Source organism: Micromonospora sp. NPDC003816 (assembly GCF_042874705.1).
Taxonomy (GTDB): Bacteria; Actinomycetota; Actinomycetes; order Mycobacteriales; family Micromonosporaceae; genus Micromonospora.
In genome coordinates, this window is record NZ_JBIANP010000006.1 from 177,552 (window position 1) to 203,737 (window position 26,186).

Here is a 26,186-nt window from a genome sequence, read left to right on the forward strand (position 1 = left end):
GAAGCATGCGATCTCCTGCGGGTCGGCGCACCCCCGAAGCTCTCGGCGGTAAGCCCGTCACCCCTGCCTAGGCACACGCCGCACCGCAGTCTTCACTGGTCGCCGCAGACGGCGAAACCCGCTCACCAGCTTCCTGGTGGGTCGGGCGACCGACCGGCTGCTGTGTCACAGACTCCCGCGAAGCGTCATGCGAGGCGGGTGCACCGAGGCCGCCCGGCCACCTGTTAGTCGATTCCGGGCAGTCCCGGCCTTATCGAGGGAAGGAATCCATTGAGCGACACCACCGACGTGACGTCGGATGTTTCCAACGTCGCTGGCGATGCCACCACCGCTGCCCCTGCCCGGCGTCGGCGCAGCGGCACCGGCCTGTCGGCGATGCTGCTGCCGGAGCTACAGAGCCTGGCCGCGTCGCTCGGCATCTCGGGTACGGCTCGTATGCGCAAGGGCGAGCTGATCAGCGCGATCTCCGAGCGCCAGGGCAGCGCCGCCGGGGCCCCTCGACCACGGGCCGAGGTCGCGGCGGCCGCCGCACCGGTCCGCGAGGAGGTTCACGCGGAGGTCCGCGACGCGGGTGAGCGGCCGGAAGCCGAGCGCCGCACCGAGCAGCCGGCGGCGAGCGTCGAGACCGAGGGACGTAGCCGGACCCGGCGCAGCCGGACCGCCGCTGCGGAGCCCCGGACCGAGGAGCCCCGGACCGAGGAGCCCGCCGCCGAGACCGGCGAGCGCACCGAGGGCCGGTCCGGCCGCGAGCGCGGCGCCGAGCGTGCGGAGCGGAGCGACCGCGCCGAGCGTGGCGACCGTGCGGAGCGGGGCGAGCGCAACGAGCGCGGCACCGACCGCGCGGAGAAGACCGACCGCGCCGAGCGTGGCACCGACCGCGCCGAGCGTGCGGAGCGGGGCGACCGTGGCGACCGCACCGAGCGGGGCGAGCGCACTGACCGCACCGAGCGGGGCGAGCGCACCGAGCGGGGCGAGCGCACCGAGCGGGGTGACCGCGGCGAGCGCAACGACCGCAGTGACCGGGGTGACCGCAACGACCGCAACGACCGGGGTGACCGGGGCGAGCGCGGGCAGCGGGTCGATCGGGACAACGACGGTGACGACGACGAGGGCGGCGGCCGGCGTAGCCGGCGCAGCCGCTTCCGGGACCGCCGACGCGGTCGTGGCGACCGTAACGAGGGCGGCGGCACCGACAGCGGTCGTGAGCCGCAGGTCAGCGAGGACGACGTACTCGTCCCGGTGGCCGGCATCGTCGACGTGCTCGACAACTACGCCTTCGTCCGGACCACCGGCTACCTGGCCGGTGCCAACGACGTGTACGTCTCGATGTCCCAGATCAAGAAGTACGGACTGCGGCGTGGTGACGCGATCACCGGCGCGGTCCGCGCGGCACGCGACGGCGAGCAGCGGCGGGACAAGTACAACCCGCTGGTCCGGCTGGACACCATCAACGGGATGGAGCCGGACGAGGCCAAGCGTCGGCCGGAGTTCTACAAGCTCACCCCGCTGTACCCGCAGGAGCGGCTGCGGCTGGAGACCGAGCCGCACATCCTCACCACCCGGGTGATAGACCTGGTCATGCCGATCGGCAAGGGCCAGCGGGCACTCATCGTCTCGCCGCCGAAGGCGGGTAAGACGATGGTGCTCCAGGCGATCGCGAACGCCATCACGCACAACAACCCGGAGTGCCACCTGATGGTGGTGCTGGTGGACGAGCGGCCCGAAGAGGTCACCGACATGCAGCGGTCGGTGAAGGGCGAGGTCATCGCGGCCACGTTCGACCGTCCGCCGCAGGACCACACCACCGTCGCCGAGCTGGCGATCGAGCGGGCCAAGCGCCTGGTCGAGCTGGGTCACGACGTGGTCGTCCTGCTCGACTCGGTGACCCGGCTCGGCCGGTCGTACAACCTGGCGGCGCCGGCCAGCGGCCGGATCATGTCGGGTGGTATCGACTCCACCGCGCTGTACCCGCCGAAGCGGTTCCTCGGCGCGGCCCGGAACATCGAGAACGGCGGCTCGCTGACCATCCTCGCCACCGCGCTGGTGGAGACCGGTTCGATGGCGGACACGGTCATCTTCGAGGAGTTCAAGGGCACCGGCAACGCGGAGCTGAAGCTGGACCGGAAGATCGCCGACAAGCGGACCTTCCCGGCCATCGACATCCACCCGTCCGGTACGCGCAAGGAGGAGATCCTGCTCGCGCCGGAGGAGCTGGCCATCGTGCACAAGCTCCGCAAGGTGCTGCACTCGCTGGACTCGCAGGCGGCGCTCGACCTCCTGCTGGACCGGCTCAAGCAGTCCCGCACCAACATCGAGTTCCTGATGCAGATCGCCAAGTCGACGCCGGGGGAGTGACCTCCACCGGGTGACACTCGTCGAAGGGGCGCGGCCGACACGGTCGCGCCCCTTCGACGTACCCGCCGGGGTTCTCTCCTGCGCCACGGCGGCCCCATCGACCTCTCGCGTACCGCCTCCGGCAGGTCGGAATGCGCGAGCCCGCGCGGGGAATGCCGGGGACGGGTCCGGCGTTGACCTGGTCGATCAGCCGGTACGGCCCGCTTCGCGGGTCTGCCGAGCCCCATGGCAGACTGGTCAATCGGCCACCGGTTCCGGTTCACGCCCCGTTCGCGCGTACTGGCGCGCGAGGGCGACCCGGCGACCACGACGAGAGGACCGAGGCGAGATGAAGTCCAACATCCACCCGGAGTACGTGACCACGAACGTCACCTGCTCCTGCGGCAACACCTTCACCACCCGCAGCACCGCGAAGGGCGGCGCGATCCACGTCGAGACGTGCAGCGCCTGCCACCCGTTCTACACGGGCAAGCAGCGTGTCCTGGACACCGCGGGCCGGGTCGCGAAGTTCCAGCAGAAGTACGCCAAGGTTCAGGCCAAGAAGGCCAAGTAGCTCCTGGTCCGACGCCCGCGTCCGGTTTCTCCCGGACGCGGGCGTCGTCCGTCTGTCGTCCGGTCTCCCCGCCGTCCAAGGAGCGATCCGCAGCATGAGCAGCGAGCGCCTGGCCGCCCTCCTCGACGAGTACGCCGAGTTGGAGAAGCGCCTGGCCGACCCCGCCATCCACGCCGACCAGGGCACCGCCCGTCGGGTCGGCCGCCGGTACGCCGAACTGGTGCCGCTGCACAAGGCCGCCGGGGAGTTGGCGCAGGCCCGGGCCGACCTGGTCGCGGCACGGGAGTTGGCCGCCGAGGACGCGTCGTTCGCGGCCGAGGCGGAGACGATCGCGTCGACGCTGCCGGCCCTGGAGGAACGGCTGGCCGAGCTGCTCATCCCGCGTGACCCGCACGACGCCAAGGACGTCATCGTCGAGATCAAGGCCGGTGAGGGCGGCGAGGAGTCGGCGCTGTTCGCCGGTGACCTGCTGCGGATGTACACCCGGTACGCGGAGCGGCGGGGCTGGCTCACCGAGGTGATCGACGCCCAGGACTCCGACCTCGGTGGGGTCAAGGACGTCTCGCTGGCGATCAAGACCAAGGGCGTACCCGACGGCGGCAACGGCGTCTGGTCCCGGCTCAAGTGGGAGGGCGGCGTGCACCGGGTGCAGCGGGTGCCGGTGACCGAGTCGCAGGGGCGGATCCACACCAGCGCGGCCGGCGTCCTCGTGTTGCCGGAGGCCGAGGAGGTCGACGTCACCATCGACCCGAACGAGCTGCGGATCGACGTGTTCCGGTCGTCCGGTCCCGGTGGCCAGTCGGTCAACACCACCGACTCGGCGGTGCGGATCACCCACCTGCCGACCGGCATCGTGGTCTCCTGCCAGAACGAGAAGTCCCAGTTGCAGAACCGGGAGCAGGCCCTGCGGATCCTGCGCGCCCGGCTGCTCGCCGCCGCCCAGGAGCAGGCCGACGCCGCCGCGTCGGACGCCCGCAAGGCGCAGGTCCGCACGGTGGACCGCTCGGAGCGGATCCGCACCTACAACTTCCCGCAGAACCGGATCACCGACCACCGGATCGGCTACACCGCGTACAACCTGGATCTGGCCCTGGCCGGCGACCTGGACGGCGTGCTCGACGCGCTCAGTGAGGCGGACCGGGCCGCCCGCCTGGCCGGCGACCCGGAGCTGACCCGCCGCTGACGCCGCTCAGGCGCTGCGCGGCCGGACCTTGGCCTGCAACATCTCGCGGTCGGCGGCCTCGAACGCGGCGCCGAGCGCGTCGCGTTGTCCCGGCCCGGCGGCGCCCACCTCGGCGAAGCCGATGCTGACGCCGACCGGCGTGCCGGGCACCAGCGACTCCCAGTCCTCGGTCCGGATCGCGGCGTCGATCCGGCGCGCCACCTCGGCGGCCTCGGACATCCCGGCACCGGCCAGCACCACGACGAACTCGTCGCCGCCGTAGCGGGCCACGAAGTCGCCCCGGCGCATCACCCGGTTGATCACCCCGGCGACGCGCTGGAGGACCAGGTCGCCCGAGTGGTGGCCGTGCCGGGTGTTGACCGCCTTGAAGCCGTCCAGGTCGCAGACGCCGATCACCACCCGTTCGCCCCGGGCGACCACCGCGGCGATGTACCGCTCCAGACGGCGCCGGTTCGGCAGCCCGGTCAGCGGATCGGTCAGCGCCTCGCCCTCGAACCGGGCCGCCTCGCGACGCATCTCCTCGTGGTCGATCCGGGCGGCGATGCCGTCGATGTAGACGTCGCGGAGCCGGTCGTGTCGTTGCGCGGCGAGCCGGAAGGCCAGCCGGTCGGCGCGGTGTGCCGCCGCGTGGTCACCGGCGCGGGCCAACGCGATGCTGCGCAGGCGTGCCGGTTCGGCCGCGCCGAGCGTCTCGGCGGAGACCTGGACGGCGTCCAGGCGGGTGACCGCCTCGATCGGCCGACCGGCCGCCACCGCCAGGCATGCCTGGCCGAGTTGGCGCATGTCGCGGGCCCGGGCGCTGTCCGCGCCGTGGCCGAGCAACCGGGCCGGGTCGGCCCCGGACGGCGAGTCGATCACGTCGCCGAGGGCGGCCCGGCGGGCCGCCGCGTAGCCGTACGCGGCCAGGCTGCTCGGCCGCAGCCGGTCGGCGCGGCCGGCGGTGACGAACCGGTCCAGGTCGGTGGCGACGTCCCGCAGGACCCGCAGGCACCCGTCGCTGTCGCCGGTGTGGTCCAGGGCGACCGCGTTGCGCAGCCGGATCCCGGGGGCGGCGAAGGTCTCCTCCGGGATTCCGGCGGCGGTGCCGAGCTGACGGGCCCGTTCGATCGCACCGAGCGCGTACCCGTGGAAGCTGAGATAGGAGTACGCCATCGCCAGGTCGTGCCAGCCCCAGGCGGTGTCGCGGTCCGGGTCGTCGACCGCGCCCAGCGCCCGGGCGGCCTTCACCAGGTGCGTCACGCAGCGGTCCAGCGCGCCCTGGTGGTGGGCGGCCAGCGCGGCCAGCGCGTTGAGGTGGCCGTGCAGGTACGGCTCGGCGAGGTCGCGGACGGCGGCGGACGCCTCCTCGATCGCCCGGGTGTACTCCGCCGTACGACCGAGATTGATCAACGCCGAGAGCCGCTGGACGAGCGCGTCGGCGCGGACCCGGGAGTCGCTGCTGGTGCACAGCACCCGATCCAGGAGCGCGGACGCCTCGGCCGAGCGGCTCACCTCCTGCAACGCCCGCGCCTTCGTCAGGGCGTCAACCTGGTCATCGACCCGGTCGAGCCAGCCCACCCGCGACCTCCCGTCGGTGTGTCGCCGGATGCACCCGCTTATGCACGTGCACCGCGACGACTCATGATTATGGCGTGACCTCCGTGCCGCAACACCCGTCCGAAGGGACGAGACGTGAGCGCCCCACCGTCGTGCTGGCGTGGGCCGCCCGTGCGCTGGCCGACGCCGGGGTGCCCTCGGCCCGCGTCGAGGCGGAGATTCTGGCCGCGTACGTGCTGGCCGTGCCCCGGGGACGGCTGGCGCTCGCGGACGGCTTCACCGACGAGCAACGGGCCCGCTTCGAGGCGTTGGTGACCCGGCGTGCCCGGCGGGAGCCACTGCAACACCTCACCGGGAGCGCCGGCTTCCGGCATCTGGAACTGGCCGTCGGGCCGGGCGTCTTCGTGCCCCGCCCGGAGACCGAGCTGCTCGCCGGCTGGGGTGTCGAGCGGGCGGCCGAGCGGGTGGCCGACGGGGTGACGCCGGTGGTGGTGGACCTGTGCAGCGGGTCGGGGGCGATCGCGTTGGCGGTGGCGCAGGAGGTGCCGACCGCCCGCGTGGTGGCGGTGGAACGTGCGCCTGCCGCGCTGGCCTGGCTGCGTCGCAACGCGGCGACCCGGGCGGCGGCGGGGGACCGGCCGATCGAGGTGCTGCCGGCCGACGTGACCGCACCGGACCTGCTGGCGGACCTGCTGGCGGAGCTGGTCGGCCGGGTGGATGTGCTGCTCTGCAACCCGCCGTACGTGCCGCTCGCGGTGGTCGTACCGCCGGAGGTGGCCGGGCACGACCCGGCGGAGGCGGTGTTCGGCGGGGACGACGGTCTGACCGTGATCCGTCCGGTGCTGCGGCGGGCGGCGGCCCTGCTGCGGCCCGGTGGTGCGCTCGGGGTGGAGCACGACGACACCCACGGCGCGTCGGTGCCCGACCTGCTCGCCGCCGACGGCCGGTACACCGCGATCACCGCGCACCACGATCTCGCCGGCCGCTCCCGTTTCGCCACCGCGTTCCGTCGCACGGACCACCGGCGACCCGCGACGTCCGACACGTGGCAGACTGGCTCCTCGTGATGCTCTACGACTGCCGGTCCCTCGCCGACCGGGACCGCGGCATCGCTGCGGCCATCGAGGCGGTGCGCAACGGCGAACTGGTCGTCCTGCCGACCGACACCGTGTACGGGGTCGGTGCCGACGCCTTCACGCCGTACGCGGTAAAGGCGTTGGTGGACGCCAAGGGTGGGACGCAGGCGTCGCCGCCGGTGCTGATCGGCTCCCGACACACCCTCGACGGTCTGGTCTACACGCTGCCGCAGGCCGCCCGGGATCTGGTGGAGGCGTTCTGGCCGGGGGCGCTGACCATCCTGGTGAAGCACTCGGCGAGCCTGCGGTGGGATCTCGGTGACGACAGCGGGGTGGTGGCGGTCCGGATGCCGCTGCACCCGGTGGCGCTGGAGGTGCTGCGGGAGACCGGGCCGATGGCGGTCGCCTCGGCCAACAAGATCGGCCGTCCGGCGGCGCAGACCGCCGACGAGGCGCGGGAGCAGCTGGCGTACTCGGTGCGGGCGTACCTGGAGGCCGGACCGGCCGTCGACCCGCTGCCCAGCACGATCGTCGACCTGACCGGCGAGGTGCCGACGATGGTCCGCGAGGGCGCCATCGACCTGGCCCGGCTGCGCGACGTGGTGCCGGAGCTGGTCGAGAGCCGGGTGGCGTGAATGCCTCCGTTCACCGTCCTGCACGTCTGCATGGGGAACATCTGCCGCTCGCCGATGGCGGAGCGGCTGCTCACCCTCGCGGTGGGCCAGCGACTGGCCCGCCGTGACCTGGACCCCGGCCGGGTGGAGGAGCTGCTGCACAGCCACAGTGCGGGCACCGGGGGCTGGCACGCGGGCGAGGAGATGAACCCGCCGGCGGCCCGCCAGGTGACCACCCGTGGCGGCACCGTGAGCGGCTTCGCCGCGCGGAAGCTGCGTTCCGACCACATCGACGCCGCGGACCTGGTCCTGACCGCCACCGCCGACCAGCAGGAGTACGTGGTGGCGTTGCGCCCCGACGCCGCCGCGCGCACCTTCGTGCTGGGTGAGTTCGGTCGGCTGCTGACCGCGCTGGACCGCGACGGGCTGCCCCCGGTCGAGGCCACCCCGGACGCGGTGTACGCCCGGGGCGTGGCGGTGGTGGAGGCCGCGAACGTCGCCCGTCAGGGCACGTCGTTGCTGCCCAGCGACGACCTCGACGATCCGTGGGGACGCGGCGACCAGTGCTTCAGCCGGGTGGCGGACGAGATCGAGGAGACGATCCATCCGCTCGCGGCGATCCTGCTGCCCTGATCGGTGAATTACCTCCGGGTTTGAGCAAAACCGAGGCGTAAAGGGTGGTTAGCGCCATTCTGGGAGGGTCCTGACGGCTCCTGCGGGGAGAGCTGATGACCCGGGCGTTCCTGCCGAAAGTGTTCACCGTTCTGCTGGCCGGCACGCTGGCCGGCCTGGCGCTGGCGGTGGCGGCACTGCCGGCCGCGCTGGTGTTCGGGATCGGCTTCTCGGCGGTGGCCGAGCCGTACACCGAGCTGCCCAACACGCTCCGAACGCCACCCACGGCCCAGCGGTCCAACCTGTACGCCAAGGACGGCACCACCCTGATCACCTCCTTCTATCAGGAGGACCGGGTGGACGTGCCGCTGGACGAGGTGGCCCCGGTGATGCGCCAGGCCATCATCGCCGCCGAGGACGTCCGGTTCCACGAGCACAGCGGCGTCGACCTGCGGGGCGTGGCGCGGGCCTTCGCCGCCAACCAGGGCTCCGGCGGCACCCGGCAGGGTGCCTCCACGCTGACCATGCAGTACGTCCGCAACGTGTTGAGCACGGACCCCCGGTTGACCGAGTCGCAACGGGCGGCGGCCACCGAGGTGAGCACCGCCCGCAAGATCCAGGAGATGCGGTACGCGCTGGCGCTGGAACGGGAGCTGACCAAGGACCAGATCCTGGCCCGGTACCTCAACATCGCGTACTTCGGTGCCGGGGCGTACGGCGTCGCCGCCGCCAGCAAGCGCTACTTCTCCACCTCGCCGGACCGGCTCACGCTGGCACAGGCGGCGATGCTGGCCGGGCTGGTCCGTTCCCCGCACACCGACGACCCGATCAACGGTGACGCGGACGCGGCCACCGCCCGCCGGGGGTACGTGCTGGACCAGTTGGTCGCCACCGGTCAGGTCACCGCCGAGGTGGCGGACGCGGCCCGGGCGGAAGCGCTGAACCTGCGCCCCAGCGAGACGCCGAACGACTGCACGGCGGTGCCCTCGGGACACAACGACTGGGGCTTCTTCTGTGACTGGTTCACCCGCTGGTGGAACGAGCAGAAGGCGTTCGGCGGCACGGTCGACGAGCGGCAGCGCACCCTGCGCCGGGGCGGCTTCACCATCGTCACCTCGCTCGACCCGAGCGTGCAGCGGGCCACCACCGAGCAGGTGCGGCGGGTCTACTCGGTGGACGAGCCGCATGCCATGCCGACGGCGGTCGTCGAGCCCGGCACCGGTCGGGTGCTCGCCATGTCGGTCAACCGCAACTACAGCGTCGCGGCCAACCCGCCCGGCCAGACCAACTACCCGAACACGGTCAACCAGCTCGTCGCCGGGGGCGGCACGATCGTCGGGTACCAGGCCGGTTCGACGTTCAAGCTGTTCACCATGCTGGCCGCGTTGGAGGCCGGGATGCCGCTGCGGACCGTCTACGACGCGCCGACCCGCATCCTCACCGACTACCGGATCAGCGGCGAGACGAACTGCGGCGGGTACTGGTGCCCGTCGAACGCCAGCGCCTCGATGCGCGGCGAGCACGACATGTGGTCCGCGTTCGGCGAGTCGGTCAACACGTACTTCGTCTGGCTGACCGAGCGGGTCGGCGCGGACCGCGTGGTGGAGATGGCCGAGCGGCTCGGCATCGTGCTGCGGGCCGAGGACGACGTCCGGCTGGCCCGGCACGGCGCGCGCGAGTGGGGGCCGTTCACCCTGGGGGTGGCCGCCACCACCCCGCTGGACCTGGCCGGGGCGTACGCCACGCTGGCGGCCGAGGGGACGTGGTGCGCGCCCACCCCGGTCACCTCGATCGTCGACGGCACCGGCCGCCGGGTGACCGCCGGCCAACCGGACTGCCGCCAGGTGCTCGACGTGGACGTGGCCCGCGCGGCGGCGGACGCCGCCCGCTGCCCGGTCGGGGACCAGTCGATGTACCAGGGCTGCCACGGCGGCACCGCCACCGCCCTGCGCGGACAGCTCGGTCGGCCGGTGGCCGGCAAGACGGGCAGTTCCGAGCGGTACGCCACGGAGACCGTGGTGGCCTTCACCCCGCAGCTCGCGGCGGCGGCGATGGCGGCCAACCCGGACGATCCGCAGGACGCGGTCGGCCGGGCGGTGCAGAGCCGGATGGTGGAGGGGGTGGGGGAGATCCTCGCCTTCGCGCTGCGCGACGTGCCGTCCCGGGACTTCGTGCCGCCCAGCGAGACGACCGCGTGGCGGTACACCACCACCCGCAGCGGCGACTGAGCGAGCGGGCGACGGTCAGCGCGCCGCCGGTGGCGCCTCGACGGCGGTCCGCTCGGCGTCGGCGGCGATGTTGCGGGCCATCCCGCCGAAGACCACCGCGTGGAACGGCGCCACCGCCGCCCAGTACGCGTGCCCGGCCAGGCCCCTGGGAATGAAGACGGCCCGCTGGCGGTACCGGACCTGCCCGTCGTCGTCGCGCCGCACCTGCATCTCCAACCAGGCCCGGCCGGGCAGCCGCATCTCGGCCCGCAGCCGGAGCAGCTCACCGGGGAGGATCTCCTCCACCCGCCAGAAGTCCAGCGCCTCGCCCACCCGCAGCCGGTGCGGATTCCGCCGGCCCCGGCGCAGCCCGACGCCGCCCACCAGCCGGTCCAGCCAGCCGCGCACCGACCAGGCCAGCGGGAACGAGTACCAGCCGTGCTGGCCGCCGACCCCCTCGACGACCCGCCACAGCGCCTCCGGCGAGGCCGCCACCGGCTGCTCCCGCACGTCGGTGTAGACGCTGCCGCCGCTCCAGTGCGGGTCGCTGGGCAGCGGCTCGGCCGGGGCGTCCCGGCCCGCCGCCGACGACCAGCGGGTCTCCACCTCGGCGTCGCGGACCTTGGCCAGCGCCAGATCGACCGCCCGGTCGAAGCCGGTCAACCCCTCCGGCGGGTCCGGCAGGTACGCCGCGATGTCGTGCTCGTGCGCCACCGCCTCGTGCACCAGGCTCTCCACCAGCGGACGGGCGAGGGCGTTCGGTACCGGGGTGACCAGACCGACCCAGTGCGAGGAGAGCCGGGGCGTCAACGCGCGGACCGGCAGCAGGACCCGGCGGCTTAGTCCGGCGACCCGGGCGTACCGCTGCATCATGTCGCCGAAGGTGAGCACGTCCGGCCCGGCGATGTCGAAGGCCCGGTTCACCTCCGGCGGCAGGCCCACGCAGCCGACCAGGTAGCGCAGCACGTCCCGGACGGCGATCGGCTGCACCCGGTTCGACACCCAGCGCGGGGTGACCATCACCGGCAGCCGTTCGGTCAGGTAGCGCAGCATCTCGAACGAGGCCGAGCCGGAACCGATGATCACCGCCGCGCGCAGCACCACCGTGGGCACGCCGCTGCCCAGCAGGATCCGGCCCACCTCGGTCCGCGAGCGCAGGTGCGCCGAGGAGGCGTCACCGGCCGCCGGTTCCGGCCCCCCGAGATAGACGATCCGGCGTACGCCCGCCGCGTGGGCCGCCGTCGCGAAGGCCGACGCGGCCTGCCGGTCGGCGTCCTCGAAACCGGCCTGCCCGAGCGAGTGCACGAGGTAGTACGCGACGTCGACGTCGTCGAAGACCCCGGCCAGGCTCTCCGGCCGGCTCAGGTCCCCCTCGGCGATCTCGACCTGCCCGGCCCACGGCACGTCCCGCAGCCGTCCGGCCCGCCGGGCCAGGCAGCGCACGGTGTGTCCCTCGGCCAGCAGGTGCGGCGCCAGCCGCCCGCCGATGTAGCCTGTCGCACCGGTCACCAGACATCTCACGGCCTCCAGTCTGCGGCCGAATAGACTCGGGCGCTGTGGAGACCGGTAAGGGCACCTTCTGGGGGCCCGACTTCGAGCAGCTCAGCACCACGGATCCGGAGATCGCGGAGGTGGTGCTCGGCGAGCTGGACCGGCTGCGCGGCGGTCTGCAACTGATCGCCAGCGAGAACCTCACCTCCCCGGCGGTGCTGGCCGCGCTCGGCTCGACGCTGACCAACAAGTACGCCGAGGGCTATCCGGGTCGGCGCTACTACGGCGGGTGCGCCCAGGTGGACCGGGCCGAGGAACTCGGCATCGCCCGGGCCCGGGAGCTGTTCGGCGCCGAGCACGCCAACCTCCAGCCGCACTCGGGCGCGAGCGCCAACCTGGCCGCGTACGCCGCGCTGGTGCAGCCGGGTGACGCGGTGCTGGCGATGGAGTTGCCGCACGGCGGGCACCTGACCCACGGCAGCCGGGTGAACTTCTCCGGCACGTGGTTCGACACGGTCGGCTACACCGTCCGGCGGGACACCGAGCTGATCGACTACGACGAGGTCCGGGACCTGGCCCGGACGCACCGACCGAAGATGATCATCTGTGGTGCGACGGCGTACCCGAGGCTGATCGACTTCGCCCGGTTCCGGGAGATCGCCGACGAGGTGGGCGCGTACCTGATGGTGGACGCGGCGCACTTCATCGGACTGGTCGCCGGGCAGGCCATCCCCTCCCCGGTGCCGTACGCCGACGTGGTCTGCGCGACCACGCACAAGGTGCTGCGCGGTCCACGCGGCGGGATCATCCTCTGCCGCGAGTCGCTGGCCGAGCGGATCGACAAGGCGGTCTTCCCGTTCACCCAGGGCGGACCGTTGATGCACGCGGTGGCGGCCAAGGCCGTCGCGTTGCGCGAGGCGGCGCAGCCGGAGTACCGCACGTACGCCGCGCAGGTGGTGGCCAACGCGCAGGCGCTCGCCGACGGGTTGGCGGCGGAGGGGATGCGGCCGGTCTCCGGCGGCACGGACACCCACCTGGCCCTGGTCGACCTGCGGGAGACCGGGGTGACCGGGGCGCAGGCGGAGGCCCGCTGCGACGCGGCGACCATCACGCTGAACAAGAACGCCATCCCGTACGACCCGCAGAAGCCGATGGTCGCCTCCGGCATCCGGGTGGGCACCCCGAGCGTCACCACGCAGGGCATGGGCGAGCCGCAGATGCGCCAGGTCGCCGAGCTGATCGCCCGCGCGGTACGCACCGACCCGGCGGCTCCGGGTGGCGCCGACGAGCTGGCCCGCGTCGCCTCCGACGTGGCCGAGCTGGTCGCCGAGTTCCCGGCGTACGCCCGATGACCGCGCCACGTGCGGGGGAGCCCGGCGCCATCCGTGCCCGCCTGCCGCACCTGCGCCTGCCGCTGCTGGCCTGTGCCGGGCTGGCCGTGGTCGGCGTGCCGGTCGCCGCGCTGCTGCGGGGCCCGACCGGCGCGGCCGGGGTGGCCGCCGGGATCGGTCTGGTGATGGTGAGCTACCTGGTCTCCGGGTTCTCGGTGGCCTGGGCGGACGCGGTGAGCCCGAAGATGGTCATGCCGGTGGGGCTGGTCACCTACGCCACCAAGATGGTCTTCCTGGGCGTGGTGATGGCCGCCGTGGCGCGGACCGGCTGGCCCGGGCTGCCCGACATGGGGGTGGCGATCATCGCGGGCGTGCTGGTGTGGATTGTCGCGCACACCACCTGGGCCTGGCGCTCCCCGCTGCCCACCGTCGACCGGGCGTCGGGTCACTGACCGTACGGCCGGTGTTCGCCCGGCGTTTCGCCCCCCTTCCCGGCGGGCCGTGCAGGAGTAAGCTGAGCGCGGCTGAGGCGCCGTATCGATTGCCCGCACGCTGCTCGCAGTGTGGGGGGTGCCGCACACTCGCGAAACCCCCGGCTGATAAAGTTCGCCTCGTCATGGCCGACAACCCTCATCGCGGAAGCTCCGACGAGCACTCGTCGGAAGGCGTTGCCGGAGCCGTTCTTGGCTACCTGCTCGCCGGCATCCTCGTGTGGGGATTCCTCGGCTGGTTGGCGGGGACGCTCCTCGGCCTGCCGACCGGCATCGGGATCGGCGTGGGCATGATGCTCGGCGCAGCCGGAGCGATCTACCTGATCATGAAGAGGCTCGGTGCCTGAGTTTCGGCACGCGCGGGTCTGTCGAGTGCGGAGGATGACACGGTGAGCGCACAGCTTGTCGCCGCTGAAGGGCTGCCCTGGCCCCCGGGGGTCAAGGACTTCTACCTGCCGGAAGTGGCCGGCCCATTCGTCACCAAGTTCACCCTCATGATCTGGCTGGCCGTCGGCCTGCTGATCATCTTTTTCATGGTCACCTATCGGAACCCGAAGCTGGTGCCGACCAAGGGCCAGTGGATGGCGGAGTCGATCTACGGCCTGGTCCGGGACAACATCGCCAAGGAACAGATGGGCAGCGCGGGCGTCAAGTTCGCGCCCTATTTCACGGTGCTCTTCTGTTACATCGCGTTGACCAACCTCTTCGGCATCATCCCGGGGTTGCAGATCTCGCCGAACTCGCACATCGCCTTCCCGATCGTGCTCGCGGCGATCACCTACGTGATGTACATCTACATGGGCATGCGCACGCACGGTGTGGGTGGCTACCTCAAGCAGAGCCTGATCCTGCCGGGCATCCCGTGGCCGATGCACATCCTGCTGATCCCGATCGAGTTTCTGCAGACCTTCATCAACCGGCCGGTCACGCTGGCGGTGCGTCTCTTCGCCAACATGTTCGCCGGTCACCTGATCCTGCTGGTCTTCACCATCGGCGGCTTCGTGCTGCTCGCCTCGGACAACATCTTCATCCAGGCGACCTCGATCTTCTCGTTCATCATGGCGATCGTGATGGCCTTCTTCGAGGTGCTGATCGCGCTGTTGCAGGCATACGTCTTCGTCACGCTGAGCGCCAACTACATGGGATCGGCGCTCGCAACCGAACACTGATCCTTTTCGCGGGGCACCCGCCCAAAGCTTCAGGTACGACCGGTACGCGTGAGATCTCACGTGTCAAACAGGAGGAATACCCGCAATGACTGTTCTTGCCGAGATCAGCGGTAACGTCAACACGATCGGCTACGGCCTCGCCGCTGTCGGCCCCGCGATCGGCGTGGCCCTGATCTTCGTTGCGTACATCAACTCCAGCGCCCGTCAGCCCGAGTCGGCCGGCTACAACCGGACCTGGCTGGTCCTGGGCTTCGCCCTGGTCGAGGCGCTCGCCCTGTTCGGCCTGGTGCTCGCCTTCGCCGTTAACTGACCGTCCGCTTCCCGACCCGGAGGTCTGAAATGTTTGTCGCCGCCGAAGGTGTGGAGCACCACCCGCTCGTGCCGCTGTGGCAGGAGCTGGTCATCGGGACGATCGCCTTCGCCCTGCTCTGCTTCGTGCTGCTGAAGTTCGTCATGCCGCGCATCGAGGCGATGTACCAGGCGCGGGTCGAAGCGATCGAGGGTGGCCTCAAGCGCGCCGAGGCGGCGCAGGCTGAGGCCAACCAGCTGCTCGAGCAGTACCGGGCCCAGCTCGCCGAGGTGCGTACCGAGGCGGCACGGATCCGGGACGACGCCCGGGCCGACGCCGAGTCGATCCGCACCGACATCCTCGCCAAGGCGCGGGAGGAGTCCGACCGGATCATCGCCGCCGGCCGGGACTCGTTGGCTGTGGAGCGTGAGACCATCGTGCGCGAGCTGCGCGCGGAGGTCGGCGGTCTCGCGGTCGACCTGGCCGGCCGGATCGTGGGCGAGTCGCTCGCCGACGAGGCCCGCCGCAAGGGCACCGTCGAGCGGTTCCTCACCGACCTCGAGAGCGCGGGGGCCCGCTGATGCAGGCCGCCAGCCGGGAGTCCTACACCGCCGTGAGTCAGCGGCTGGAGGAGTACGTCCGGGGCGCCGATTCGACGGCTCTCGCCACCACCGGTGCCGAGCTGCTCGCCGTGGCGGACCTGCTGCGGCGGGAGGTCCGGCTGCGTCGGGCTCTCTCCGACCCGGCCCGTTCGGGTGCGGACCGCAGCGGCCTGCTCACCTCGGTGCTCTCCGGCAAGGTCGGCGCGGACACGCTCGACCTGCTCGGTGCACTGGTCGCCGGCCGGTGGTCGGCACCGTCGGAGCTGCTCGACGGTGCCGAGCGTCTCGGTGTGCAGGCGCTGCTCGCCAGCGCGGACCGCGCCGACGAACTCGGTGAGGTGGAGGACGAGCTGTTCCGCTTCGGCCAGGTGGTCGCGGCGGACCGGCGGCTCTCCAACGCCCTGTCCGACCCGGCGGCACCGGTGGCCCAGCGGGCCGAGCTGATCGGGATGCTCCTGACGGGCAAGGCACGGCCGGTGACGGTGCGACTGGTGGAGGCGGCACTGGCCGGCTTCGGCGGTCGGTCGTTCTCCGCCGCGCTGTCCCGGCTGGTGGAGCTGGCGGCCGAGCGCCGTGACCGTCAGGTCGCGTACGTGACCGTCGCGGCCCCGCTGACCGCCGAGGAGGAGAGCCGGCTCACCAACCAGCTCTCGGCCATCTACGGCCGGGCGGTCGCGGTGAAGCTTACGGTTGACCCGACGATCCTCGGCGGAGCGAGCGTCCGGGTGGGTTCGGACCTGTACGACGGGACGATCCTGCGTCGCCTCAACGAGACCCGCAACGCGCTCGCGAAGCGCTGACCAGCACCCCGCGAAGCGCCCGGAATAACAGTCGACCCGAGGACCGGTCGGTACTAGGTATCCCGGGCCCCTGATACTTAAGGAAGCAGAGGATGGCCGAGCTGACCATCTCGACGGAGGAGATCCGCGGCGCCCTGGAGCGCTACGTCTCCTCCTATTCGCCCGACGTCTCCCGTGAAGAGGTCGGTACCGTCGCTGACACCGGCGACGGTATCGCCCACGTCGAGGGCCTGCCCTCGACCATGACCAACGAGCTGCTCGAGTTCGAGGACGGCACGCTCGGCGTGGCGTTGAACCTCGACGTCCGCGAGATCGGTGTCGTCGTCCTGGGCGACTACGCCGGCCTCGAAGAGGGCCAGCGGGTCAAGCGCACCGGCCGGGTGCTCTCCGTGCCGGTCGGTGACGCCTTCCTGGGGCGCGTGGTCAACGCGCTCGGCGTCCCGATCGACGGCCTCGGCGAGATCGCCGACGAGGGCTACCGTGAGCTGGAGCTCCAGGCCCCGAACGTGATGGCCCGGCAGTCCGTCTCCGAGCCGATGCAGACCGGCATCAAGGCCATCGACGCGATGACCCCGATCGGTCGTGGCCAGCGGCAGCTGATCATCGGTGACCGGAAGACCGGCAAGACCACGGTCGCCCTGGACGCCATCCTCAACCAGCGCGAGAACTGGGCCTCCGGCGACCCGACGAAGCAGGTCCGCTGCATCTACGTCGCCATCGGCCAGAAGGCCTCCACCATCGCCTCCATCAAGGGGCAGTTGGAGGAGGCGGGCGCGATGGAGTACACCACCATCGTCGCCTCCCCGGCCTCCGACCCGGCCGGCTTCAAGTACCTCTCCCCGTACACCGGCTCGGCCATCGGTCAGCACTGGATGTACGGCGGCAAGCACGTCCTGATCGTCTTCGACGACCTGAGTAAGCAGGCCGAGGCGTACCGGGCCGTGTCGCTGCTGCTGCGTCGCCCGCCGGGCCGTGAGGCGTACCCGGGTGACGTCTTCTACCTGCACTCCCGCCTGCTGGAGCGCTGCGCGAAGCTCTCCGACGAGATGGGCGGCGGGTCGATGACCGGTCTGCCGATCATCGAGACGAAGGCCAACGACATCTCGGCCTTCATCCCGACCAACGTCATCTCGATCACCGACGGTCAGATCTTCCTGGAGACCGACCTGTTCAACCAGGGCGTCCGGCCGGCGATCAACGTCGGTACCTCGGTCTCCCGGGTCGGTGGCGCGGCGCAGGTGAAGCCGATGAAGAAGGTCTCCGGTTCGCTGCGGCTGAACCTGGCCCAGTACCGCGAGCTGGAGGCGTTCGCCGCCTTCGCCTCGGACCTGGACAAGGCCTCCCGCGCCCAGCTGGATCGTGGTGCCCGCCTGGTGGAGCTGCTCAAGCAGCCGAACTACTCGCCGTACTCCGTGCAGGAGCAGGTCATCGCGGTCTGGTCCGGCACCGAGGGCAAGCTGGACGACGTTCCGGTCGGCGACGTGCGGCGCTTCGAGACCCAGTTCCTGGAGCACCTGCGGCGCAAGCACAACGCCACGCTGCTGGCGATCGCGGACAACAAGTGGGACGACGAGATCATCGCCACCCTCGACGCGGCCGTCGCGGAGTTCAAGCAGGGCTTCCTCGGCCGGGAGGACGAGCGCACGATCAACGAGGCGCCGGCGGCGCCGCTGGAGGGCGAGGCCGAGCAGGAGACGGTCACCCGCTACAGCGCAGCGCCGGCCCAGAAGCGTTAGGGCCGGGCCATGGCGGCGCAGGTACGTGTTCTTCGTCAACGCATTCGCTCGGCGAAGGGGATGAAGAAGATCACCAAGGCGATGGAGCTCGTGGCGACGAGCCGGATCGCCAAGGCCCAGGCCCGGGTGGAGGCGTCCCTGCCGTACGCCCGGGCCATCACCGGCGTGCTCACGGCGCTGGCGTCCAACGCGTCGGTCGACCACCCGTTGCTGACCCCGCGCGAGCGGGTGCGGCGGGCGGGCGTGCTGCTGGTGACCGCCGACCGGGGTCTGGCCGGCGGTTACAGCTCCAACGCCATCAAGACGGCGGAGTCGCTGGTCGCGCGGCTCAAGGAGGACGGCAAGGAGCCGGTGCTCTACGTCGTCGGTCGCAAGGGCGTCTCGTTCTACCGGTTCCGTAACCGGCCGATCGAGGCGAGCTGGACCGGCTTCTCCGAGCAACCGTCGTTCGCCGACGCCCGCGAGGTGGGCGAGACGCTGGTCAAGGCGTTCTCGGCCGGCGCGGACGACCTCGACGGCGGTCCGGGTGCGGACGGGGTGCTCGGGGTGGACGAGTTGCACATCGTCTTCACCGAGTTCAAGTCCCTGATGACCCAGACGCCGGTGACCCGGATCATCGGTCCGCTGCAGGTGGAGGAGCGGCCTCGGTCGGAGGCGGCCCCCGGGCTGCTGCCCGACTACGAGTTCGAGCCGAACCCGGAGGAACTGCTCGACGCGTTGCTGCCGAAGTACATCAACACGCGGATCTACGCGGCGTTGCTGGAGTCGGCGGCGAGCGAGTCGGCGGCCCGGCGGCGGGCGATGAAGAGCGCCACCGACAACGCCGAAGAGATGATCGACAAGTACACGCGTGAGATGAACTCGGCCCGCCAGGCCGGGATCACCCAGGAGATCAGTGAGATCGTCGGCGGCGCCAACGCGCTGGCCGCGTCGGGAAGTGAAGTGTGATGACTGTTTCCACTGCTGGAGGACCAGCCGAGACCACGACCGCCACCGGTCGCGTGGTCCGGGTCATCGGCCCGGTCGTCGACGCCGAGTTCCCGCGCGACGCCATGCCGGACCTCTTCAACGCCCTGCACGTGAACGTGTCCCTCTCCGGTGGCGAGAAGACGCTGACCCTGGAGGTCGCCCAGCACCTGGGTGACAACCTGGTCCGCGCGATCTCGATGCAGCCGACCGACGGTCTGGTCCGGGGCGCCGAGGTGCGGGACACCGCCTTCCCGATCCGGGTGCCGGTCGGCGACGCGGTCAAGGGCCACGTCTTCAACGCGATCGGCGAGTGCCTCAACCTCACCGAGGGCGAGACCATCTCCGCCGACGACCACTGGGGCATCCACCGCAAGGCCCCGGCCTTCGCGGACCTGGAGCCGAAGACCGAGATGCTGGAGACCGGCATCAAGGTCATCGACCTGCTCGCCCCGTACGTCAAGGGCGGCAAGATCGGCCTGTTCGGCGGTGCCGGCGTGGGCAAGACGGTGCTTATCCAGGAGATGATCACCCGAGTCGCCCGGAACTTCGGTGGTACCTCCGTCTTCGCCGGTGTGGGGGAGCGGACCCGTGAGGGCAACGACCTCATCCACGAGATGACCGAGTCCGGCGTCATCGACAAGACCGCGCTGGTCTTCGGTCAGATGGACGAGCCGCCGGGCACCCGGCTGCGCGTCGCGCTCTCCGCGCTGACCATGGCGGAGTACTTCCGTGACGTGCAGAAGCAGGAGGTGCTGCTCTTCATCGACAACATCTTCCGCTTCACCCAGGCCGGGTCCGAGGTCTCCACCCTGCTGGGCCGGATGCCCAGCGCGGTGGGCTACCAGCCGACCCTCGCCGACGAGATGGGCGAGCTCCAGGAGCGGATCACCTCCGTCAAGGGCCAGGCCATCACCTCGATGCAGGCGATCTACGTGCCGGCGGACGACTACACCGACCCCGCCCCGGCCACCACCTTCGCCCACCTGGACGCCACCACCAACCTGGAGCGGTCCATCTCCGACAAGGGCATCTACCCGGCGGTGGACCCGCTGGCGTCCTCGTCGCGGATCCTCGCCCCGGAGTTCGTCGGCCAGGAGCACTTCCAGGTGGCCAGTGAGGTCAAGCGGATCCTCCAGCGCTACAAGGACCTGCAGGACATCATCGCCATCCTCGGTATCGAGGAACTCTCCGAGGAAGACAAGATCACGGTCCAGCGGGCCCGTCGGATCGAGCGCTTCCTGTCGCAGAACACCTACGCGGCGGAGCAGTTCACCGGTGTGCCGGGCTCGACGGTCCCGATCAAGGAGACCATCGAGGCGTTCCGGAAGATCAGCGAGGGTGAGTACGACCACTTCCCCGAGCAGGCGTTCTTCATGTGCGGTGGGCTCGACGACCTGGAGAAGAAGGCCGCCGAGCTGATGAAGGGCTGACCCTTCGGTTCGAACGAAGAAAGGCCGTCCCGGTTCACGCCGGGACGGCCTTTCGTTCATCTACGGGACGTACGATCCTGGCTGCCCGGTTTCCCGTGCTCGGCGATCACGCCGTGCCCGAGATACCGTCTAGTGCAGCTCAGGCGCGGATGAGCGGCGAACGACTTAAACCTTTCGGCTACGCGGACCCGTACACCTCCCGGGGACGCGACGAACGGAGAAGCTTGTGGGCAAGGCCGGCAGGGGCGGTACGCGCGGCACGCGTGGTGGCAAGAAGACGTCGATCTGGCGGGGCGTACCGCTGTGGGCGAAGCTCTGCACCATCTTCGGTGTGGTGCTGATGATGGTCAGCGGCACGTCGCTGGTGGGTGCCGAGGCGCTGATGGCCCGTTACGAGGGGGCGATCGGCAAGGCCGACCTCTTCGGTGACCAGGCGGCGGGCGAGGCCAAGAGCGACATCGAGGGCCCGCTCAACATCCTGCTGGTCGGCATCGATCCGGTCCGGGACGACCGGCCGCCGCTGAGCGACGCCATCATGATCCTGCACGTGCCGAAGGAGATGGACCGGGCGTACCTCTTCTCCCTGCCCCGGGACCTCTACGTCGAGATCCCCGCGTTCCCCAAGGCGAACTTCAACGGCAGCACCACCAAGCTGAACGCGGCGATGTCCTTCGGCAGCCGGGTGCCCGATGGGAAGCCGGACGCCGCGCGCGGCTTCGAGCTGCTCGCCCTCACCGCGCAGAAGGTCACCGGCATCGAGCGGTTCGACGCCGGTGCGATCATCAACTTCTCCGGCTTCCAGAAGATCGTCGACGCGATGGGCGGCGTCACGATGAACATCGAGCGGGAGGTCCGTTCCCGGCACCGCCAGCCGGACGGCAAGCACCGTGAGGGCCGGCCCGGCGGTGGGGGCTACATCGGGCCGCAGGCGATCTATCCGAAGGGCAAGCAGCACCTGCAGGGGTGGCAGGCGCTGGACTACGTCCGCCAGCGCTACCCGGAGAACGGTGTGCCGGACGGCGACTACGGCCGGCAGCGGCACCAGCAGCAGTTCGTCAAGGCGATGGCCGGTCAGGCGCTCAGCGCCGACGTGGTGACCAACCCGGTGAAGCTGGACCGGGTGCTGCGGGCGGCCGGTGAGTCGTTGATCTTCAGCGGCCGGGGGCACAGCGTGATCGACTTCGGCCTCGCGCTCAAGGACATCCGTCCCGGCAACATTCAGATGATCAAGCTGCCGGGTGGCGGGATCCTGCAGAACGGCAACTACCTCGGCGAGCGGTTCGAGCCCGAGGTGGACGACTTCTTCGTCGCGTTGGAGCGGGAACTCCTGGACCCGTTCCTGCTCGAACATCCCAAGTTCGTCAACAAGGGCTGATCGCGGCGTGGCTCCCGGCACCCGCATGAAGCACAGGTCAGGGCCGCGACTAGACTTTCCCCAATCCGCCGCCTCAGCAAGGAGACAGCGTGGCACAACACCTTAACGTCCAGCTCGTGGCCGTCGAGGAGAAGGTCTGGTCGGGCGAGGCCGAGATGGTCATGGCCCGTACGACCGAGGGTGAGCTGGGTGTGCTGCCGGGGCACGCGCCCCTGCTCGGCCAGCTCGCCGACTCCGGCCAGGTCCGCATCAAGCTGCCCGGCGGCGAGCAGGTCGTCTACGAGGTGGCCGGCGGCTTCCTCTCGGTGAACGAGCGGGGCGTGACTGTGCTGGCCGAGACCGCGACCCGGGCCTCCGCCGCTCAGGGCAACTGAGCCGACCCGCCGATGGAGATCGTCGAAGGGGTCGGAATCGGCGTCGCCGTGATCCTCGGCGCGATCCTGGTCCTCTTCGCCCGGCGGGCGCTGGTGACCCGTAGCGGAGGGATCATCCGGCTCAGCGTGCGGACCTCCACCATGCTCGACGGCCGTGGTTGGGCGCCCGGCTTCGGTCGCTTCGCCGGTGACGAGCTCCGCTGGTACCGCCTGGTCAGTTTCGCGGTGCGGCCCAAGCGGGTGCTGTGCCGCGAGGGGCTGACCGTGGATCGACGGCGCCTGCCCGAGGGGCAGGAGCGAATGTCCATGCCCTCGGACTGGATCATCCTCCGGTGTAGCAGCGGACATGCTCCGGTCGAGATCGCCATGGCGCGATCCACCGTCACCGGATTCCTCTCCTGGCTCGAGGCCGCCCCTCCGGGGGCGGCCTCGCCGCGTCTGGCCTCGTCGCAGGACTGGCCCGCCGCCTGATCGATCTCGTGTCTCAACGGCACGCACCGGGTGTGTGCCGTGTCCGGCCGTGTCCCGGTGTGCCACTCCCGCCCGTCTGACCGGTCCCGGTAACCGACCTCAGCGCCACCACCGTGCCCGTGCGGTGGTGGCACATCCGTGCCAGATCTCGCCCGGGTGTCCGGTGGAATCGCCTAGAGATCTTCCCTTCATCGATATCTAGTGATATCAATCTCCGAACGTCCCCCTGCTACCCCGGAGTAACGACGTGCGGAGAACCCGTCTGGCGACGCTTGCCACAAGCATGGTCGTCGCCCTCGCCACCACCCTCAGCCTGACCGCCGCCCCCGCCCAGGCGGCACCGAGCGACCACTACGTGGCCCTCGGCGACTCGTACGCCTCCGGAGTGGGCGCCGGCAGCTACACCTCCGAGAGCGGCTCCTGCCAACGCAGCACCGCCGCCTATCCGGCGCTCTACGCGACCCGTGTCGGCCCGGCGTCGTACCGCTCGGTCGCCTGCTCGGGCGCCACCACCACCAGCGTGGTCAACACCCAGCTCTCGGCGCTGGCCAGTCGGACCACGCTGGTCAGCGTCACCGTCGGCGGCAACGACGTCGGCTTCGGCACCATCATGAGCACCTGCGTGCTCCAGGGCACCACGGAATGCGTCGCCGCGGTCGACGCGGCACAGGCCAAGGCCCGAGCCGACCTGCCGAGGCTGCTCCGGGCCGTCTACGACGGGATCAGGAGTCGGGCACCGTCGGCCCGGGTGGTGGTCACCGGCTACCCGGTCTTCTATCAGCTCGGCACGATCTGCGCGGGACTCAGCGCGACCTCCCGCACGAAGATCAACGAGGGCATCAACCTGGTGAACGACATCATCCGCACCGCCGCCCTGGCCGCCGGCTTCGCGTTCGCCGACGTCCGCTCCCAGTTCGTCGGCCACCAGCTCTGCAGCTACGGCGAGAAGTGGCTGCACGCGCTGAACTTCGCCAACATCGGCGTCTCCTACCACCCGACGGCGGCCGGCCAGTCCGGCGGGTACTACCCGGTCTTCCGTACCGTGGCCGGCTGAGCGAGGCTCGTCCCGGCCGGTCGGGCGGGGGTCACGAGGTGGCGGCGACCAGCTCCACCTCGTACCCCTGCCCGTCGGTCAGGTAGGCGGCGTACGTGTCGGGGCCACCGGCGTGCGGGTGGCGGTCCGGGAACAGCAGCGTCCAGCCGTACCCGGGAGCAGTGGCCACCAGGCGGTCGACGGCGGCCGGCGGGCCGGCGTGGAAGGCCAGGTGGTTCAGGCCGGGCGCGAGACGGTCATGACGCCGCCCGGAGAGCGCGGGGGACTCCTCCAGGACGAGGTACGTCGGGCCGAGCCGCCAGGACCGACCGGCCGGCCACTCCTGGAAAGGGGTCCAGCCCAACTGGCCGAGGAGCCAGCCCCAACTGCGCATCGAGACGCCCAGGTCGGGTACCCAGACCTCCACGTGGTGCAGTGCTCCGAGCGTCAACGACCTCCGCCCGGAACCCATAGCACGTCTCCGTCCGGATTTGCCGTTCTTGCCAGAATAAAGAGTAGATCCGACAACCGGTTGAGATACTTTGCCGGGAGATGGCTGGTCCGGTCGGGGTCGTGTGCGACGAGGGCCCATGCCGACCGCTCGGCGCGCCGGGCGACGGTCCGCGCCGCGTGCAGCAGTGCCGCACCCGCGGTACCGCCGGGGAGGATGAAGGAGTCGAGCTTGCTCAGGCGCCCGTTGTACTCGTCGCACCAGCCCTCAAGGCGCTCGACGTACTCCTCGGTCACCCGCAGGGGCGGGTACTTCGGGTCCGGTTCGACCGGGGTGGACAGATCCGCCCCCACGTCGAACATGTCGTTCTGGATCGGCCCCAGCACCGCTCGCAACCCGTCGTCGAGCCCGCCCAGGGCGAGCGCCATGCCGATGGTGGCGTTGCACTCGTCCACGTCGGCGTACGCGGCGATCCGTGGATCGTTCTTCGGCACCTGCTCGTTGTTGCTCAGCCTGGTCATGCCGGCGTCGCCGGCCTTGGTGTAGATGCGCGTGAGGTGGACGGCCATGACGCACAGCCTACGGATACCGGACCTGACGATCCCGACCCGGCCGACAGCCGGTACGGGCTGGTCCAGCGGGGTCGGCCCGGGTGACGCGGGTGACGCGGCGGTCGCCGACGTCGACGTCATCCGGGTACGCGGCGGAGCCCGGCTCGCCGGCACCGTGCACGTGGTGGGGGCGAAGAACTCCGCGCTGAAGTTGATGGCCGCCGCGCTCCTGGCGCCGGGCCGGACGGTGATCACCAACGTGCCCCGGATCACCGACATCGCCATCATGGGCGAGGTGCTGCGCCGACTCGGCTGCGGCGTGCGCTTCGACGCCGACGAGCCGGTGGACCCGATGGTCGCCGTCGGCGGGGTGGCCCGGTCCCGCTCGGTCACCATCGACGTGCCGGAACAGCCCGGCGTCGAGGCCGACTACGACCTGGTCCGCCGGTTGCGGGCCTCGATCTGCGTACTCGGGCCGCTGCTGGCCCGGCGCGGCTACGTCCGGGTGGCCCACCCGGGCGGCGACGCGATCGGTTCGCGCGGTCTGGACATGCACATCTCCGGGTTGACCCGGATGGGCGCCGACATCTCCGGCGAACACGGCTTCGTGATCGCCGCCGCGCCGGACGGCCTGCGGGGCGCGGAGATCACGCTGGACTTCCCGAGCGTCGGCGCGACCGAGAACCTGGTCATGGCCGCAGTGCTGGCCGAGGGCACCACCGTGATCGAGAACGCCGCCCGCGAGCCGGAGATCGTGGACATCTGCACCATGCTCCAGCGGATGGGCGCGGTGATCGAGGGGGAGGGGACCTCCACGATCACCATCGTCGGCGTACCCCGGTTGCAACCGGTCCGGCACGCCACGGTGGGCGACCGGATCGTCGCCGGGACCTGGGCCTTCGGCGCGGCGATGACCTGTGGCGACGTGACCGTGACCGGTCTCGACCCCGGCTTCCTGGAGGTCGCGCTGGACAAGGTCGTCGCGGCCGGCGGCCTGGTGGAGACGCGGCCGGACGCCTTCCGGGTACGCATGGACGACCGCCCCCGGGCGGTGGACGTGGTGACGCTGCCCTACCCGGGCTTCGCCACCGACCTGTTGCCGATGGCGATCGGGCTCGCCGCGCTCAGCGAGGGCGCGTCCCTGATCACCGAGAACATCTTCGACGGCCGGTTCATGTTCGCCAACGAGATGATGCGACTGGGCGCGGACATCAAGACCGACGGCCATCACGCCGTCGTACGCGGACGCGAGCAACTCTCCGGCGCACCCGTGCGCGCCACCGACATCCGTGCCGGCGCGGGACTGATCATCGCCGGGCTCTGCGCCGACGGGGTGACCGAGGTGTCGCACGTGCACCACGTCGACCGGGGGTACCCCGACTTCGTGGCCGACCTGCGGGCGCTCGGCATCGAGGTGGAGCGGGCCACCGCGCCGGAGGAACCCGAACTGACCATCTGAGCCTCCTTAGCCTTCGTTCAGGCTCGCC

The 26,186-nt window shown here is 71.1% G+C and carries 26 protein-coding genes; 22 read left to right on the forward strand and 4 right to left on the reverse strand.

Features of this window, described 5'->3' with window-relative positions; translation table 11 throughout:
* The first annotated feature begins 270 nt into the window (after positions 1-270).
* From rho to prfA, 3 genes are all read left to right on the forward strand, one after another.
* A complete protein-coding gene (gene rho, locus ACFYTT_RS20755; RefSeq protein ID WP_387261224.1) occupies positions 271-2,355 on the forward strand; it encodes a transcription termination factor Rho in 2,085 nt (694 codons plus the stop codon).
* A 328-nt stretch (positions 2,356-2,683) separates the two neighbouring features.
* On the forward strand, positions 2,684-2,908 hold the full coding sequence (gene rpmE, locus ACFYTT_RS20760) for a 50S ribosomal protein L31 (RefSeq protein ID WP_131056839.1): 225 nt from the start codon (positions 2,684-2,686) through the stop codon (positions 2,906-2,908).
* A gap of 94 nt (positions 2,909-3,002) precedes the next feature.
* Positions 3,003-4,091 carry a peptide chain release factor 1 gene (gene prfA / locus ACFYTT_RS20765; protein WP_131056837.1) on the forward strand — a complete coding sequence of 363 codons (1,089 nt, stop codon included), beginning with the start codon at positions 3,003-3,005 and terminating at the stop codon, positions 4,089-4,091.
* 6 nt (positions 4,092-4,097) lie between these two features.
* On the opposite strand, the gene ACFYTT_RS20770 is transcribed toward prfA, so the two are convergent.
* Positions 4,098-5,648 (reverse strand): GGDEF domain-containing protein, encoded by a 1,551-nt coding sequence (locus ACFYTT_RS20770; RefSeq protein WP_357210728.1) that lies wholly within the window; start codon positions 5,646-5,648, stop codon positions 4,098-4,100.
* 83 nt (positions 5,649-5,731) lie between these two features.
* Here ACFYTT_RS20770 and prmC point away from each other — a divergent pair, with 83 nt between their 5' ends.
* The 4 genes from prmC to ACFYTT_RS20790 all read left to right on the forward strand — a co-directional run bounded on the left by prmC (position 5,732) and on the right by ACFYTT_RS20790 (position 10,157).
* Positions 5,732-6,694: a peptide chain release factor N(5)-glutamine methyltransferase gene (gene prmC / locus ACFYTT_RS20775; RefSeq protein ID WP_387261660.1), complete on the forward strand. Its 963-nt coding sequence runs from the start codon at positions 5,732-5,734 to the stop codon at positions 6,692-6,694.
* Positions 6,694-7,338, forward strand: coding sequence for an L-threonylcarbamoyladenylate synthase (locus tag ACFYTT_RS20780; protein WP_176095993.1), 645 nt, complete (start codon positions 6,694-6,696; stop codon positions 7,336-7,338). The genes prmC and ACFYTT_RS20780 overlap by 1 nt, the downstream gene beginning before the upstream one ends.
* Positions 7,339-7,950, forward strand: coding sequence for a phosphotyrosine protein phosphatase (locus tag ACFYTT_RS20785; protein ID WP_176095107.1), 612 nt, complete (start codon positions 7,339-7,341; stop codon positions 7,948-7,950).
* A 95-nt stretch (positions 7,951-8,045) separates the two neighbouring features.
* The gene (locus ACFYTT_RS20790) at positions 8,046-10,157 is read left to right on the forward strand and encodes a transglycosylase domain-containing protein (RefSeq protein ID WP_176095106.1); all 2,112 of its coding nucleotides are present in this window, start codon (positions 8,046-8,048) and stop codon (positions 10,155-10,157) included.
* Positions 10,158-10,172: 15 nt separating this feature from the next.
* On the opposite strand, the gene ACFYTT_RS20795 is transcribed toward ACFYTT_RS20790, so the two are convergent.
* On the reverse strand, positions 10,173-11,657 hold the full coding sequence (locus ACFYTT_RS20795) for an SDR family oxidoreductase (RefSeq protein WP_387261233.1): 1,485 nt from the start codon (positions 11,655-11,657) through the stop codon (positions 10,173-10,175).
* A gap of 35 nt (positions 11,658-11,692) precedes the next feature.
* On the opposite strand from ACFYTT_RS20795, the gene glyA reads away from it, so the two are divergent.
* The 14 genes from glyA to ACFYTT_RS20865 all read left to right on the forward strand — a co-directional run bounded on the left by glyA (position 11,693) and on the right by ACFYTT_RS20865 (position 23,718).
* The gene (gene glyA, locus ACFYTT_RS20800; protein WP_387261236.1) at positions 11,693-12,979 is read left to right on the forward strand and encodes a serine hydroxymethyltransferase; all 1,287 of its coding nucleotides are present in this window, start codon (positions 11,693-11,695) and stop codon (positions 12,977-12,979) included.
* The gene (locus tag ACFYTT_RS20805) at positions 12,976-13,410 is read left to right on the forward strand and encodes a hypothetical protein (RefSeq protein ID WP_387261238.1); all 435 of its coding nucleotides are present in this window, start codon (positions 12,976-12,978) and stop codon (positions 13,408-13,410) included. Before glyA ends, ACFYTT_RS20805 begins: the two co-directional genes overlap by 4 nt.
* Positions 13,411-13,574: 164 nt before the next feature.
* Complete coding sequence (locus tag ACFYTT_RS20810; protein WP_131052266.1) at positions 13,575-13,796, forward strand: hypothetical protein; 222 nt, start codon at positions 13,575-13,577, stop codon at positions 13,794-13,796.
* Positions 13,797-13,838: 42 nt separating this feature from the next.
* Positions 13,839-14,618 (forward strand): F0F1 ATP synthase subunit A, encoded by a 780-nt coding sequence (gene atpB, locus ACFYTT_RS20815; RefSeq protein ID WP_176095104.1) that lies wholly within the window; start codon positions 13,839-13,841, stop codon positions 14,616-14,618.
* Positions 14,619-14,703: 85 nt separating this feature from the next.
* Positions 14,704-14,928, forward strand: a complete 225-nt coding sequence (gene atpE, locus ACFYTT_RS20820) for an ATP synthase F0 subunit C (RefSeq protein WP_117225978.1) — start codon at positions 14,704-14,706, stop codon at positions 14,926-14,928.
* Between the two features lie 29 nt (positions 14,929-14,957).
* The gene (locus ACFYTT_RS20825; RefSeq protein WP_131052264.1) at positions 14,958-15,488 is read left to right on the forward strand and encodes a F0F1 ATP synthase subunit B; all 531 of its coding nucleotides are present in this window, start codon (positions 14,958-14,960) and stop codon (positions 15,486-15,488) included.
* The gene (locus tag ACFYTT_RS20830; protein WP_131052263.1) at positions 15,488-16,309 is read left to right on the forward strand and encodes a F0F1 ATP synthase subunit delta; all 822 of its coding nucleotides are present in this window, start codon (positions 15,488-15,490) and stop codon (positions 16,307-16,309) included. Before ACFYTT_RS20825 ends, ACFYTT_RS20830 begins: the two co-directional genes overlap by 1 nt.
* A gap of 92 nt (positions 16,310-16,401) precedes the next feature.
* Positions 16,402-18,045: a F0F1 ATP synthase subunit alpha gene (atpA, locus tag ACFYTT_RS20835; RefSeq protein ID WP_387261244.1), complete on the forward strand. Its 1,644-nt coding sequence runs from the start codon at positions 16,402-16,404 to the stop codon at positions 18,043-18,045.
* 9 nt (positions 18,046-18,054) lie between these two features.
* Positions 18,055-18,993 (forward strand): F0F1 ATP synthase subunit gamma, encoded by a 939-nt coding sequence (locus ACFYTT_RS20840; protein ID WP_131052261.1) that lies wholly within the window; start codon positions 18,055-18,057, stop codon positions 18,991-18,993.
* A complete protein-coding gene (gene atpD, locus ACFYTT_RS20845; protein WP_117225973.1) occupies positions 18,993-20,444 on the forward strand; it encodes a F0F1 ATP synthase subunit beta in 1,452 nt (483 codons plus the stop codon). The genes ACFYTT_RS20840 and atpD overlap by 1 nt, the downstream gene beginning before the upstream one ends.
* A gap of 226 nt (positions 20,445-20,670) precedes the next feature.
* Positions 20,671-21,819, forward strand: a complete 1,149-nt coding sequence (locus tag ACFYTT_RS20850; protein ID WP_131052260.1) for an LCP family protein — start codon at positions 20,671-20,673, stop codon at positions 21,817-21,819.
* 89 nt (positions 21,820-21,908) lie between these two features.
* Positions 21,909-22,193, forward strand: a complete 285-nt coding sequence (locus ACFYTT_RS20855; protein ID WP_131052259.1) for a F0F1 ATP synthase subunit epsilon — start codon at positions 21,909-21,911, stop codon at positions 22,191-22,193.
* A 12-nt stretch (positions 22,194-22,205) separates the two neighbouring features.
* Positions 22,206-22,664 (forward strand): DUF2550 domain-containing protein, encoded by a 459-nt coding sequence (locus tag ACFYTT_RS20860; RefSeq protein ID WP_131052258.1) that lies wholly within the window; start codon positions 22,206-22,208, stop codon positions 22,662-22,664.
* Between the two features lie 247 nt (positions 22,665-22,911).
* Entirely contained in the window at positions 22,912-23,718 is an 807-nt protein-coding gene (locus ACFYTT_RS20865) for an SGNH/GDSL hydrolase family protein (protein ID WP_387261249.1), read from the forward strand.
* Positions 23,719-23,749: 31 nt separating this feature from the next.
* On the opposite strand, the gene ACFYTT_RS20870 is transcribed toward ACFYTT_RS20865, so the two are convergent.
* Positions 23,750-24,169, reverse strand: coding sequence for a VOC family protein (locus ACFYTT_RS20870; RefSeq protein ID WP_131052256.1), 420 nt, complete (start codon positions 24,167-24,169; stop codon positions 23,750-23,752).
* Positions 24,145-24,717 carry a cob(I)yrinic acid a,c-diamide adenosyltransferase gene (locus ACFYTT_RS20875; protein WP_131052255.1) on the reverse strand — a complete coding sequence of 191 codons (573 nt, stop codon included), beginning with the start codon at positions 24,715-24,717 and terminating at the stop codon, positions 24,145-24,147. Before ACFYTT_RS20875 ends, ACFYTT_RS20870 begins: the two co-directional genes overlap by 25 nt.
* Here ACFYTT_RS20875 and murA point away from each other — a divergent pair.
* Positions 24,716-26,158 (forward strand): UDP-N-acetylglucosamine 1-carboxyvinyltransferase, encoded by a 1,443-nt coding sequence (gene murA, locus ACFYTT_RS20880; protein WP_131052254.1) that lies wholly within the window; start codon positions 24,716-24,718, stop codon positions 26,156-26,158. The genes ACFYTT_RS20875 and murA overlap by 2 nt on opposite strands.
* Positions 26,159-26,186 lie beyond the last annotated feature (28 nt).